The 13,252-nt window shown below is 66.8% G+C and carries 12 protein-coding genes; 3 read left to right on the top strand and 9 right to left on the bottom strand.

Annotated elements, in window-relative coordinates:
- Nucleotides 1–8 precede the first annotated feature (8 nt).
- Nucleotides 9–656, top strand: coding sequence for a hypothetical protein (locus tag ACGFW6_RS37435; RefSeq protein ID WP_393520424.1), 648 nt, complete (start codon nucleotides 9–11; stop codon nucleotides 654–656).
- Nucleotides 657–686: 30 nt separating this feature from the next.
- Here ACGFW6_RS37435 and ACGFW6_RS37430 read toward each other — a convergent pair whose 3' ends face one another.
- The 9 genes from ACGFW6_RS37430 to eccB all read right to left on the bottom strand — a co-directional run bounded on the left by ACGFW6_RS37430 (nucleotide 687) and on the right by eccB (nucleotide 10,614).
- Nucleotides 687–2,102, bottom strand: a complete 1,416-nt coding sequence (locus ACGFW6_RS37430; protein ID WP_393520422.1) for a hypothetical protein — start codon at nucleotides 2,100–2,102, stop codon at nucleotides 687–689.
- On the bottom strand, nucleotides 2,095–2,433 hold the full coding sequence (locus tag ACGFW6_RS37425; protein ID WP_393520420.1) for a hypothetical protein: 339 nt from the start codon (nucleotides 2,431–2,433) through the stop codon (nucleotides 2,095–2,097). Before ACGFW6_RS37425 ends, ACGFW6_RS37430 begins: the two co-directional genes overlap by 8 nt.
- Nucleotides 2,434–3,107: 674 nt before the next feature.
- The gene (gene mycP / locus ACGFW6_RS37420) at nucleotides 3,108–4,397 is read right to left on the bottom strand and encodes a type VII secretion-associated serine protease mycosin (protein ID WP_393520496.1); all 1,290 of its coding nucleotides are present in this window, start codon (nucleotides 4,395–4,397) and stop codon (nucleotides 3,108–3,110) included.
- 124 nt (nucleotides 4,398–4,521) lie between these two features.
- Nucleotides 4,522–5,964 carry a hypothetical protein gene (locus ACGFW6_RS37415; protein WP_393520418.1) on the bottom strand — a complete coding sequence of 481 codons (1,443 nt, stop codon included), beginning with the start codon at nucleotides 5,962–5,964 and terminating at the stop codon, nucleotides 4,522–4,524.
- 39 nt (nucleotides 5,965–6,003) lie between these two features.
- A complete protein-coding gene (locus ACGFW6_RS37410; protein ID WP_393520416.1) occupies nucleotides 6,004–6,357 on the bottom strand; it encodes a hypothetical protein in 354 nt (117 codons plus the stop codon).
- Nucleotides 6,358–6,439: 82 nt separating this feature from the next.
- Nucleotides 6,440–7,807 carry a type VII secretion-associated serine protease mycosin gene (mycP, locus tag ACGFW6_RS37405; RefSeq protein ID WP_393520414.1) on the bottom strand — a complete coding sequence of 456 codons (1,368 nt, stop codon included), beginning with the start codon at nucleotides 7,805–7,807 and terminating at the stop codon, nucleotides 6,440–6,442.
- Nucleotides 7,808–8,038: 231 nt separating this feature from the next.
- Nucleotides 8,039–8,329, bottom strand: coding sequence for a WXG100 family type VII secretion target (locus ACGFW6_RS37400; RefSeq protein WP_393520412.1), 291 nt, complete (start codon nucleotides 8,327–8,329; stop codon nucleotides 8,039–8,041).
- Between the two features lie 139 nt (nucleotides 8,330–8,468).
- On the bottom strand, nucleotides 8,469–8,780 hold the full coding sequence (locus ACGFW6_RS37395; RefSeq protein WP_030943862.1) for a WXG100 family type VII secretion target: 312 nt from the start codon (nucleotides 8,778–8,780) through the stop codon (nucleotides 8,469–8,471).
- A gap of 253 nt (nucleotides 8,781–9,033) precedes the next feature.
- Entirely contained in the window at nucleotides 9,034–10,614 is a 1,581-nt protein-coding gene (gene eccB, locus ACGFW6_RS37390; protein ID WP_393520410.1) for a type VII secretion protein EccB, read from the bottom strand.
- A gap of 408 nt (nucleotides 10,615–11,022) precedes the next feature.
- Here eccB and eccE point away from each other — a divergent pair, with 408 nt between their 5' ends.
- Together eccE and ACGFW6_RS37380 are read left to right on the top strand one after the other, a co-directional pair.
- A complete protein-coding gene (gene eccE / locus ACGFW6_RS37385; protein WP_393520408.1) occupies nucleotides 11,023–12,342 on the top strand; it encodes a type VII secretion protein EccE in 1,320 nt (439 codons plus the stop codon).
- Nucleotides 12,342–13,181 carry a hypothetical protein gene (locus ACGFW6_RS37380; protein WP_393520406.1) on the top strand — a complete coding sequence of 280 codons (840 nt, stop codon included), beginning with the start codon at nucleotides 12,342–12,344 and terminating at the stop codon, nucleotides 13,179–13,181. Before eccE ends, ACGFW6_RS37380 begins: the two co-directional genes overlap by 1 nt.
- The last annotated feature ends 71 nt before the right edge of the window (nucleotides 13,182–13,252 follow it).

Below are 13,252 nucleotides of genomic sequence, written 5' to 3'. Positions count from 1 at the left end.
AGTTGCACTTGGATATACCCGGCGGGTTTCACTCACTGGGACTCGACTTGGACGATGAGGAGCGACACCGGCAGCTCTGGTCCATCGCCGAGGAGGTCTGGCCGCACGGCACGGACTTTCAGCAAGAAGTCACCTTTCACGCATACCGCGAAATGGCCGAACTTGCCCTCGCTGAGCAGTCCTTCTACGCGGGCTTCTGCCTTGCTGAGACGACCGACGCCCGCATGACCACAGCATCTCTGCTGGCCCGGCTCGACCCTCTGGACGAGCCTGATGCGGAACTCTCGGCGCGTGGCCTCTTTGAGAATCTGTCCGCGAACCCGAACAACACGGTCGAACAGGTCCGCGCGCCGACCGGACCCGGTGTCCTTGTACTCTGCGGGTTGCAATGGCAGTCGGACCCAGAAGACGATACCGCGCCATCTCTTCCCCTGGCCCGGGCCGACGTCTACCTGCCCCTGCCTCGGATGGGTCGGCTGCTGGTACTGAGCCTCACCACTCCTTCCCTTCCCGACCTCCCCTTCTACGTCTCCCTTTTGTCGAAGACCGTCCACGACTTGACAGTCTCCAGTGGAACCGACGCCGACGGAAGGCCTGGCGGCGGAGACAAGGGATCGAACGCTGTGGCCGATCACGTCAGAGCTGACTTCGGATAGAGATCCCTGAGCGGGCAAGGCAACAGAAGGCTACGCTGCAGGAGGCTTCGTAGAAGCGTCCTCGCCCAGATATGCTCCGGCCGCCGCGAACACCCCAAGAATGCCGACGAGTCCAGCCGTCCATCGCCAAGCATTCGGCACGTCGAACGTGAGCAGCGCAGTACAGGCAAGGACCACCACGCAGGCCTGAAAGAGCAGCGACTCGACGTACAGTGCCCAATGGGCGCGAGTGTCGAACAGCATCAAAGGCGCACCCATTTCCGGAGCGGGACCCCGCTCCTCCACCGGAGCAGCGCGCTCGCTCAGTGCCTTCGCCTGGTCAACCGTCATCATCCCGTGCACGACCAGCCCGGTGTCGAAGACCAACACCGCCGGCGTCCGGCTCGGCGAGAACCGGGACGTCCGTGTTCCTCGGCGCGTGTCCCAGCACAGCCAGAGTTCCTGGCCTTCCATCACCGAAGGCAAACCGTGCTTGCCGATACTTGGACGGAAGTGTGCGTACCCGGTGTCCGTCTGGATCTCGAGGAAGGTCTCCTTCCCCGAGGAGTCCTGTCCAGCCATGGAACCCGGACCACCAACTCGCGTATAACGGCCGCGAATGGCCTTGTCATGCCTGCCAAGGCGGGAGAACGAGCGAAAACCGTGCCGCGTCGACACATGGCCGACAGCCGCAACGCAGCTGAGAACCCATGCGGCGATGACCAGCCAACGCATGTACGCGGGCATGGTTTCTCCCCGCAGTTCTGAGCCGAGGCTGAACTCGTTGCCAGCCACCGCCCCCAGGCGCGGCTGGGCAGGCGCATAGAGCACCTCTACGGCGTCACCAGGACTCAAGGGCTGATTGGTCGTCGTCCTGACCGTCGCGGAGACCGGCTCATCACCAGCTCTGACCGGCAACTGAACGATGACTGTCGCGGTGTATGGATCCTTGCCCCTGGAGGACTTTCGCCGCACATCGCTGACCTTCTCGGCCCGGGCCGTGCCGAACTCGGCTCCGGCTGCGTAGAGGCGCTCCACCGCCCCGGACCTCTGGGGAGTGCCCGCCGCCATGACAAAGACTCCGATAAGCGCGGTGCCGATACCGAACACCCAGGCAAGGCCGCGAAGTTGCTGCCCACGCCTGGACGGGAGCGTCTGCGGCGGAGCGGCAGCCAGCGGGACCGGGGAATAGCCCCCCTCAGCGGCATTGGGACAAGCGGACGCAGCGATCTCCCCCGCGGAGCGCCTTCCCCCGGACCACCGCTGATGGAGCGCGACCACCACGACACAAACGAACGCACACCCCAGGCACCCCAGAATCAGCAGCCGGCGCAGGGCGGGTGCGGTGCTGAACAACCACAACCCGAGGACAGCCGTCACTGCCAACAGACCCAGCCCCGCGCACCACACCCCGACCTTGGTCGACTCCGTTGCGGGTACGCGAGTCACTTCCACGTTGTTACTCATCAGCCGAAATCCTCGCGAATTCGCTCTGTTGCCAACCTTGGGTTATCACGCTTTGCCCGGCAGGCTTTTTATCCCTGTCAGCGAAACCGTCGAGATCAGCCTTCGCAGCGTTCACCGACTCGGCTCGGGAAGTGGGCGTAGTCCGGTTGGCATTTGCCGTGGCAGCAGCAAGGTGCGCCCCCACGATTCCCCTGACATCCTTGTCCATAGCCTTGCCCATGCGCTCGACATCACACTTCAACGGGCGCCGCTCCTTGGCCACCACTTCCAGCTCTTCCGGGCATACACGGCCCTTGATGACCGAGGCGTCGCCGATGCCCTTCGGTGGCATTTTTCACCCCAGTAGGGCATCGGCGACTCAGGCCAAGTGCTCGTGGTTACTGATTGCTGTCCACGTCGGCCAGCGGAGCGGGAGCGGCGCTGCTCACTGCCCTGGGTGCGGAGGATGCTGCGGATAGGGATGGGGATGGGGATGCTGGACCTGTTGTCCGGGAGGCGCGGGATACCCGTCCTGGGGAGTTGCGGGGTAGGGCGGCTGGGCCGGCGGGTAAGTCGGCTGCTGAGACGGGTAACCCGCATGAGGGGGGTAGGCACCCACTCCAAGGTTGACCGGGCCCGCTCCGTTACGACGGCTACGAGTCACGGAGAAGACAATCAACGCGGCGATCAGCGCTCCGACTCCGATGATGCCGACGACGAGGATGATGGCGCCCATGGAAGAAGGTCCCTTCTCGTTTCTCGGGCTGATTCGCTGCCGGTTGGCAGAACCAAATCGAGGGTGCGGTCAGGTCGATCGGCAAACGCATGGCGGGAGTACGTGCCGCTTCGTCACCCCCCGTGGCGGTCGCCGGAGTGACCAGCCGGCGCCGACAACCTCGATCCCGAGGGGAGGGCGCCAGAGCAGTCGCCTATGCGGCGCGCTGACTCCTCTTCCGCAAAAGCTCGGGACTGAGGTCCGTTCCGCAGCTTGAGGCTCCGCAGGCCTCCCTCGCAGATCGACCGTGCCTACTGGCCCTGGTGCGGAGGCTGCTGGGAGTAGGGGTTGGGGTGTTGGGGGGCCTGACCAGGAGCACCGGGATAGCCCTGGCTCGGAGCGGAGTTGGGGTACGGCTGCTGAGCCGACGGGTATCCACCGGCGGCAGCACCGCCCCCGGAACCCGGGCCGCCGTTGCCGCCATTTCGACGACTGCGGATCACTACGAAGGCGATCGCGCCGATGATCACGACGGCTGCAATGCCACCGACGAGAAGGAGGCTACTTGAGGAGGACTTCTTCTTCTTGGCCGCGGTCGAAGAGTCTGTTCCCTTGGAGGACTGGCCGGAGACGGAGGAGGTGAGCTGGCCCAGGGGGTTCGTCTTGGGGCCGGCGGGGATGTCCATGGTCAGAGCCGAGTAGGGCCGGACGATGCCGTAACCGTATTCCTCGTCGGGCGCCTTGAGGCCCTTGTGATGCGCGAAGGTGGCCGACTTGATCAGACGGTTAATTACCTGGCCGGCAGAGAGATCGGGGTACTTGGAGCGGACCAGGGCGGCGGCGGCGGATACGTACGCTGTGGCATCTGAGGTCCCGTCAGAGAGACTGTATCCCTGCGAAGACTCGGGGTCTGCGGAGAGAACTTGGACACCGGGCGCCATGAGCGTGAGCTCCTTGCCGCTATTGGAGCCAACCCATCGGTTTGCCTTTTCGTCAATTGCGCCAACCGAAATGACGCCTGGAAGTGCTGCTGGCTCCTCCACAGCAACACCTCCGGTGTTTCCAGCAGCAGCAACAACCACTACATCGTGGGCTTGCGCATAAGCGATCGCCTCGCGACCTTCACTTGAAGTCTTGCTTCCATCAGCGCCAAAAGATAGATTGATGACCTGCACGCCCTGGTCAACTGCATATCGAACAGCAGCACTCCACAGGTCATCCGAGTTCTTATCGTTTTTCTTTTGAAGCGTGCGAAGCGGCAAGATCTTCGCCTTTGGCGCAAGCCCAATCATGCCGGAGTCGTTTCCCGCTCCATGGCCGTGCGCAGCGATAATGCTTGCCATAGCAGTCCCATGCCCGAAGGTGTCTTCTTGGGCACCTCCACCGCCAGTAAAGTCCTTCCCTTCAAGGACCTGGCCACTGAGGTCAGGGTGACTGTCGTCGACTCCAGAGTCGACGACAGCAACCGTAACGCCCTGCCCTTGAGACTCAGCCCAAACGTCTTGTACTGCGAAGGCGTTCAGGGCCCATTGCTGATCTCTGACGTAGTCCGCCGATGCGGTTGGGGCTGCAGTGAGGAGCAAAGCTCCTGTCAGTGTCACGACTCCCGCCGTGGACCAGACTCGCTTGAAACCCACTTCTCTGCTCCTCGCTCAACACCGACTGCTTCCGCCGGTTTTCATGCAAGCGAGCCACACGGTTTCTCCGTGCGGCTCGCTCACGCCTCTACTCGATGGTTCGGGGAACGTTCCGGTTGCGATCCTCTTCCGAAATCCAGGTCTCCTCGTCCTCGACAAGGTAGTCGGGACGGTCTCCCCTGCTGTTTTCGTCTTCAGACCGGCGACCGTTACGCCCACCCATGCCGCCGGCTCCACCTGCCATGGCTCCACGCTGCGTGCCACCGCGGCTGCCGTGCAAGCCTGCACCGCCACCGGCTCCCTTGCCGGTGATCCCCTTGGCAGCGCCGACTACACCGCCACGGGCCTTCGCGAGGGCTCCGCGCCCAGAGGCGCCAGCACCGCCTCGGCCAGCCGCACCGGCTCCCGCGCCACCCATACCGCCCATACCGGCTCGACCTCCGGCGCCACGACCAGCACCGGCACCAGATCCAGAGACGCCGCGACCGCCTGCAACACCGATGCCGCCACGTCCAGCTGTACCACGACCGACGCCAGCACCTCCGCCAGCAGGCATAAGGCCTGGACCTTGAGCCCCGCCAGTCCCGCCGCCACCGCCACTGATGTTGGGGCCGCCAGTACCCGCGCTGGGCCCAGTCCCTGTCAGCCCCGGGGTGATGCTGTCGATCTTCGTCTTGGCGGTCGGAAGCTGTGATCCTCCCGTGATCCCTGGATTACGAGGCACCACAGGCGCCGGCTTGACGCTCGTAGTTGGACCTGCGCTCCACGGCTTGCTACCGGATCCCGAAACGCCCGGTCGGGACGCACCGGCACCGCTAGGTGTGACAGGCGGTGGGTACTCCACATTACCGTTGGGCTCATTAATATGGCCCTTGTCATCCTGGTGCACAGGATTTTGCTTCAAGTTCCGTGTGACGCGCATGTACTGAGCGGCCAGGTTCTCCATGACAGCAACGCCATTGAGTTGAGCCTCTCGGCTCGCCCCGATCTTGCCCTCGTTGATCTGAGCGACTTCCGCAGCGGTCAGCTTGCGGTCCTTGAGATCATTGGCTACCGCTTCGCCGTTGTCCCACTGCCAGTCACTAAGGGCGTCACCAACCTTGGCCCAGCCGCTGGGCTCCTTGATGTCGTCCAGTTGCGCTTTGAATCTGCGCAGCTGCGAGCCGGCGTCGGCCATCTGAGAGCTGTTGAGATCCGCATGCCAAGCCGCGTTTCGGATGCTCTGTGCGATCTTGCGCGCCTCCTTCTCGAAGGCGCGGGCAGCATCCCCTTCCCAATGCTCCAAGACGTTGTCGACCGACTTATCGAGCAGACTGGCGATACCTCCGTCTGCGCCACCAGCAAGGATCTCATTGACCTTTGACCAGTGGCGACCCGTCTCCTCGATCACGCCTGGATTTGTACCCTCAAGCATCTGCTTGAGTTCTTTCAGCGAGTACTCGATGAACTGAGTCTTAGTCTGAGGACGCCCCGGGTCCGCCACGCAGACGTCATTCTCAACCACGGGCTTGGGCAGATCCTTCTCACCCATTTTTGAACTCCTCCCTAGAACAGGTGATTCTCGATCGGACTACCTTGCAAACGAGCCGCCGTTCGAGCCCCCCGTGTCACCGCCCATTTGGTTCTTGTTCGCGTACTCCTGCTCGGTGTACTTGTCCTTGACCTTGGAAGTGCTCTTGCCGAACTTGTCGATCAGGCCGTGCAGTCCCTTGATCGCACCCTCAAGGTCACTCTTCGCAGTCTTGTGAGCAGATTGGAGATCACCCGCCTCCCGGAACATGCACGTGTTCCCGAAGGCGTCCATCGAGATCTCCGTGTTGTACCGAGACGTCTGCCCGGCCTTATCCATGTCGTCCAGCAACGTCCAGAGCTTCCGGATGACCTCATCCAGCGCGCTGAGGTCAACCCTCATCCCGTTACTCATACCCCGTTGTCCTCTCCCCTGTTTCTCAAGTTGTCAGCACCCACTCGGTGCCCGCGCCATGCCGTCGTCCCCGTCGTCGCCCTCATCGCCCGGACCCCGAACCAGCCCGTCCGAAACGACCGGACTGACCGGACGTCGTGACCCGGCGACTACGCCAGTCCCGCACAGCAACCCCGCTCCCCGCAACCACAAGGGCGAGCGCAAGTCCCGTGCCCAGGACGTAGATTGCGACCCGGCGCTCTCGTTCTGCCTCGCTCTCACCCATGGTGACAGCCATGGGTACGACTCCGCCCGAACCGGCCGTGACCGGCGGGTCCGGCTTCGGGGACTCGGCCGGGGTGGAGCCGTCCGACAGGGCCGCGACCGGGTCGACGACACCCCAGCCGATGTAGCGGTTCGGGCCGCGGCCCGGCCGCTGGGCCGTTTCCTGGATGCGCGTGGCGATCTGGGCCGCGGACCAGTCCTTGTGCTTCTCCTGCAGGAGGGCAGCGACCCCCGCGACGTACGGCGCCGCGAAGCTCGTGCCGTCGGCGGTGCACTGGCCGTCCGTGGGGACCGTCGAGACCATGCCCACGCCCGGTGCCGCGACGTCGACGAAGTCGCCCGACTGTGAGAAGAAGGCGCGTTCGTCGTTGCGGTCGGAGGCGGCCACGGCCAGGACGCCCGGGTACGAGGCCGGGTACGTGTCCGCGGACTTGCCGTCGGCCCCGTCGTTGCCGGCGGCCGCGATGATGAGCGCGCCCGAGTCCACGGCGGCTGCGACGGCGTCCCGCAGGGGACCGTTGTCCTTGCGGTTCGCGGTGTCCGAGGAGATGTTGATGATCTTCGCACCCGCGGCCACCGCGGCCTTGATCGCGGCGGTCATCGTCCCCGAGTTGCCCTGCTTCTCCTGGCCGCCCGTGTAGCGGTAGGACAGGATCGTGGCCTCCGGCGCGATCCCCACGAAGCCCGTGCCCTTCAGCGGGCGTGCGGCGATGATGCCCGCGACCCGGGTGCCGTGGCCCTCGAGGTCCTTGTTGGCCGCGCCGTCGACGAAGGTCTTGCCACCCGCCACCGCGCTGCGCAGCTGCTGGTTGGAGGCGTCGACCCCGGTGTCGATCACGGCGACCTTGACGCCCTTGCCCGTCGCCTGTGCCCACAGCTGGTCCAGAAGGATCCGCTGCAGCGACCAGGGCGTGGACTTGATGACGTCGCCGCCGAACACGCACTCCGTGCTGTCCGCCAGGCCGAAGTCCGGGTTGCCGCCCGAGCCGGGTGCGCCTGTTTCAGTCAGGTGGGAGGGTGCCGGTGTCGCGGACACGGGCGGTGCCGACGCGAGGCAGACCCCGGTCACCGCGAGCACGCCGAGAACCCGCTGGAGTGCGCGGGTTCCACTGTTGCGGCCGGTGCGGCTACGCGAACGGGCTGTTCGGTCCTTCACGTTCAGGCCCTTCACGTCCAGGCCCCTCATGCTCAGGCCCCCAGGGTTTGCTTGCTTCCTTCGAAGCTCGGTCATGTAGGTGTCACGCATGTGGCTGCGAGTGTGAAAGTTTGCGGGATTTGCTGTGCGCTTCCCCGCAAGTGGTGTGTATGGCCCCGCAGGAGCTGTGTACGGCCCCGAAGCAGAGGTCGGCCCAGCGGTCGCCGTGGCGTCCGCTGGGCCGATTCCCTTCATCTCATGTCCCTCGGGTCGCCGACGGGCTCAGCCCCAGGTCGAGGCGTTGCTCTTCTCGGTGGCCTGGTAGTTCTCGGCGGCGTTCTGGAGCGCCGTGGAGATCTTCAGCAGGGTGGCGTGCAGGTCGGCAGCGGTCTGGTCCCACTCACGCTGCTTGCGCTGGTAGCCCTCCTGCGCCTCGCCCTCCCAGGAGTTGGCGACGCGCTTGACGGCGGCCTCGAGGTCGTCGAGCTGCTGCTTGATGCGGCCGGCGGTCGACTTCACGTCCGTGGACGCGTTGGTGATCGTGGCGTAATTGACGAGAATCGACATCGTCATTCCCTTTCAGGAAGATTCGTTGGAAGTCTGTGGAGATCGACTGGATCGACCGGGCCTGTTCCCTGGGCCCGGACCGACCCGGAGCGGCTGGAACAACCGGATTCGCTCGGTTGGATCAACCGGATTCCGCTCGGCTCGATCAGCCGAAGTCCGACATGATCTTGCTGATCTCGGAGTTCTGCTGCTCTTCCGACGCGGAGTAGTTGCTCCGCGTGGAGTCCACGGCTTCCTTGATGTCGTTGAGGATGTCGCTCATCCGCTTCGCGTCGGCGTTCCAACGGTCCTGCAGCTGGCGGTAGGACTGGGCCGCCTGGCCCTTCCAGCCGCCGGCGATCTGGTCGATCACTCCGTTGAGGCGGCGGATCTCGCCCTGAAGCGACCCGTTCACGGTGCTGATGTCACCGGAGAGCTTGGTGAGTTCGTCCTCTGTTACCCGGAACTGGCCGGCCATGTGAACCTTCCCCCATGTCGTCGTTGGTCCGGGAAACCTGCTTACGGTGCCCGGAGGTACTTCGCACGCTTGAGCGCTGCAAACACTCTATCGTCAGCCTGTCACTCAACCACAGGCAAGGCCAATCAGTTACACGGCTCACACACTTGGGCGACGATCCTGTGACCCGTGGATCGTCTTACCTTCAAGTGCCTTTGCCCACCGGCCCGTTGGCCACCGGGAGGGTGACCGGAGGACCGGCGGGCGGCACGCGTCACTGGCTCTGCGGCTGCGTCGCGCTCGTCGTGTCCAGCGTCGGGCCCTTCGGGATGAAGGTCGCCCAGGTCTGCGGCACGATCGACGGGCTGGACAGGTCCTCGTAGCCCAGTCGCGTGCGTGCCTTGTCCGTCTCGCTCGGCCCGTTCTGCGACGAGCCGCTGTCGGAGGACGACGAGGACGAGCCGGCATCGCCCTTCTCCGCCTCGCTGTCGTTGGTCGCCGGCAGCGAGTAGCGCAGACCCGTGTCCGTCAGCAGGTACACCGCGCCGCCGCCCTCGGCGGTACCGGCCACCTCCTGGAAGAGGAGGCCCGAGCCGGAGGACACGTAGGCGCTCAGCGAGTCACTGATGACCTTCTTGGGGTAGTTCGTCCCGGCCCAGGCGGCGAGCTGCGGCTTCTTGTCCGTGCCGAACTCGCCCGTGTAGACGCTGCACGAGGTGTCGCGGGCGTCGCCGGACGCCGTGGCCGGGGAGTTGGCCTGCTTCGGCACCACCTGGGGCCAGCCGTTGTCCTTGTAGAAGGCCTCCGCCGGACCGCCGTTCGCCGTGATGATGTCCGGGGTGCTGGCCTTGATGGGAGTGGTCCCGTCGTGGGCGACCAGCAGGGCGGCCACGAAGGGCGTGATGGAGGCGACCTCGTCCTTGAGGACGACGTAGAACTCGTCGGTCTGCGCGTCGCGGGCCCGCAGCACCTGGCCGACCGTGCTCACGCCGGAGAGCCCCTGGACCGAGGTCGCGGCGCCGGCGGACGGGACCGTCGGGAACTCGATGTCCTCGCCCTCGTTGAGGGTGCTCAGCCACTCCTGGCTCACCGGCTGCGGCTTGGCCGTGGTGCTGCTTCCGATGACGGCGGAACGCAGCTGCTCCATCGAGACATCGTCCAGGCCCGACTCGCCGCCCATCCGGAAGCGGTTGCCCTTGCCGTCGACCAGGTACTCGCGTGAGGTCTTGGTGTCCTTGACGTACAGGGCCTCCAGCGGGTCGACCTTCCCCGAGTTGCCGAGCGACTTGGCGTCGTCGGAGTCGAAGACGAAGACCGCGCGGTCGATGGAGCCCTCCGAGCCCGGCGCCGGACGCTCGCACACCGCCCAGGTCTTGGCCTTCTCCGCGTCCTCCTTGGAGGGCAGCCGGTCGGGGGCGTACGGAATGCCGATCGTCGCGCCGTGCCGGATGCCGCTCTTGTCGATCTCCTTGCCGGGGACCTCGAGCACGGTGCCCTTGCCCTTGTCGAGCAGGAGCTTGGCGGAGGCGTAGTTGAGGACGGGGTGGAGGACCTTCTCCACCTTGCTGTCCTTCGGGTTCGGGTCGAGCACGACGTAGCGCGTCGTGGAGTCGCTGTCCACGATGATGTACTCGCCGGGGGTGTCCCAACCCTTGGGCGCGGTGGGCTTGATGACGCCCCAGGCGATGAAGCCGATGACCAGCACGACACCCACGGCGAGGCTGGGCATCACCGTACGGACCGGACGCGGCGCGCCTTCCTCCGAACCGCCGGGTGACGGCGCGAGGAACGCCGCGACGGTGCGCTTGCGAGCGAAGGTGTAGGCGGCGAGCTCATCCCGACGCTGCTTTGCCATGGTCCCCGTTTCTCCCGTTTGTGATGCTCGATCGTGTTGCGGTACTCCGCGGCACTTCGCCGTACTCGATCGCGTTCGTGATGACCCGACCGTGCTCATGAGGCCGCGCGGGTCGCGCAGGCACCTACTATGCCCTGCGCCGCGCGAGGGGGATTCATCAGGTGCGCCGCCGCCCCCGCATCTTCACAGAGCTTCACCACTGCGCTCCACCACGCGGGACCGGTCCATGACAGGCTGGACCACCTGGGGTTTCGGTGTCCCCTGTGTCGCCTCGCGTTCCGCAACGGGTACCGTGAGCCACTCGCATGGATGTTGTGGGCCATCGGTGCCCCTGGCCCGTCGCCGGGATCCCGCACAGAGGATCTCGCCTACGTACGGCCATACTTCGCGAAAGGGATGTCCCGGGGGATGACCAGCGCTACGAGCACTCGGCGCGGACGCCGCGCACAGCAGCAACAGGGAGGGTCGAACGGCAGACGTACGTCGCCTGCTCCCGCCGCCCCCGCCGCCGCGTCGCCGCGCACGCTGCCCCGCCCGGGCGGTCTGGGCCCGGTCCGGCTGCAGCAGCTGATCCTGGTGGAACTCGCGGCCGCGGTCATGCTGGGCGCGTGGGCCGCCGACGCCTCCTGGCTGCTGGCTCCGGCCGGCGCCGTCGCCGCGCTGCTGCTCCTGATGGCGGTGCTGCGCCGCGGCCGGCGCCCGCTGCCCGAGTGGTACGAGACGACGCGGGCGCTGCGCCGGCGCAAGCGTGACGCCAAGTTGCCCGTCCCGCCCGGCACCGACGCGATGCTGGTGCCGGTCGTGGAGTGCGACCCCGCGCTGCGGACGTACTCCTTCGTCTCCCGAGACGACCGCTCCGTCGGCATGATCGGCGACGGCACGTTCCTGACCGCCGTCCTCTTCGTCCAGCCGGCCGACCAGCCGCTGCGGCCCGGGGCTGCCGGGCGTCAACTGCCGCTGGCGCTCGTCCAGGACGCGCTGGAGGTCGACGGGATCCGCCTCGCCTCCGCCCAGGTCGTCCAGCACACCCAGCCCGCGCCCGCACCGCATCTGCCGCAGCAGTCGCTCGCCGCGCGTTCCTACGGCCCCCTTCAGGCGCAGGCCGGTTCTCCCGCGCTGCGGCTCACCTGGGTCGCCCTCAAGCTCGACCCGGAGCTGTGCCCCGAGGCCGTGCAGGCGCGCGGCGACGGTGTTCCCGGCGCGCAGCGCGCACTGCTGCGCGTGGCCGACCAGTTGGCGAGCCGGCTGGCCGGCGCCGGTTTCAAGGCGACCCTGCTGGACGAGACCGAGCTGGTGCAGGCGCTCGCGACCTCCAGCTGCCTCAACCCGCGCGCCAACGCGCAGCACGGGCAGGACGGCCGCACCCAGCGCCGTACGGTCGAGGCGGTGCGCACCTGGCGTGTCGACGACCGCTGGCACAGCACGTACTGGGTGTCCCGCTGGCCGCAGTTGGGCAGCGGCGGTGCGGCGCTGCCGGAGCTGGTGACGCGGTTCACCTCGCTGCCGGTGCTCGCCACGACGTTCAGCATGACCCTGAGCAAGGCCGGCAACCGCGGTGTCTCGCTCACCGGCCACATCCGCGTGACCGCCCGCGGCGACAGCGAACTGGGCCAGGTGGGACGGGAGTTGGAGCGGGCCGCGAGCGCCTCGAAGGTCGGCCTGGTCCGCCTCGACCGGGAGCAGGTCCCCGGAGCTCTCGCCACTCTGCCGCTCGGAGGTACGTACTGATGTCCCACCCCGCTCCGCCCGTGCCGCAGGGACAGCAGGGCCGTCACCCCGCACGCACGCCCGCGCACGTGGCCTCGCCCACCGACACCGGCCTGATCCCGATCATCCGGGCGGAGACCCCGCAGCAGCAACGGCGCATCTTCAGCCCCGGCTTCGGGCTGCGCGGTCCGCGCCGTAACCGCCATGTCGTCACCGCCGACGAGCTCGCCGCGATCAGCATGCCGATCGGCGACGACGGCGTACTCATCGGCACCGACCCCGAGTCGCACCCCGCGGTGCTCGGGCTGGCCCGTCCGACCCCGTTCGACGTCGTGCTCGTGGGCGGGCTGTGGCTCGCCCAGGTGCTGGCGCTGCGGGCCGCCGCGACGGGTGCGCGCGTGGGTGTGGAGACCGGTCGTCCGCAGGCCTGGCAGCAGTTGGCGCAGGCGGCGGGCGGCGATCAGCAGTGCGTGACCGTCTACCCGGTGGGCCGGGTGCCCGCGCAGGGTCCCTCCGTGTCGAGCCCGGTCGTGCTGTTCCGGGACTGCGGCATCCGCCCGCCGCGCGGCCGGGTGACGTCCGTGCCGTGGCAGTCCGTCGTGACGGTGCTCCCCTTCGTCAGCGAGCACGCGCCGCGCTGGCTCTCGCAGGCCCATCTGGTGGGTATTCAGCGCATTTCGCCCTACGAGACCGAGGCCGTACGGGACACGCTGGGCATCCCGGAGGACCAGCTCCAGCACCTGCCGACCCTGCACGACGGGGTCGCCCTGTGGTGCACCCGCAAGCACCAGAAGTTCGTGATGACCGAACCCACCGATGCCGAGACGGGCCTGCTCGGTGTGGCCCGCCGTATGGACTGAGCCGTCGTCGTCGACGGGCGCGGACCGCGAACTGCGCCGCGCCGCAGGGGCGTTCCGTCCACACCCAGCAG

The sequence above is a fragment of the Streptomyces sp. Y7 genome (assembly GCF_043195415.1).
In the GTDB taxonomy this organism is placed as follows: Bacteria; Actinomycetota; Actinomycetes; order Streptomycetales; family Streptomycetaceae; genus Streptomyces.
The sequence above is the reverse complement of the archived record's forward strand: the minus strand, read 5'-3'. Positions and strand labels throughout refer to the sequence as shown.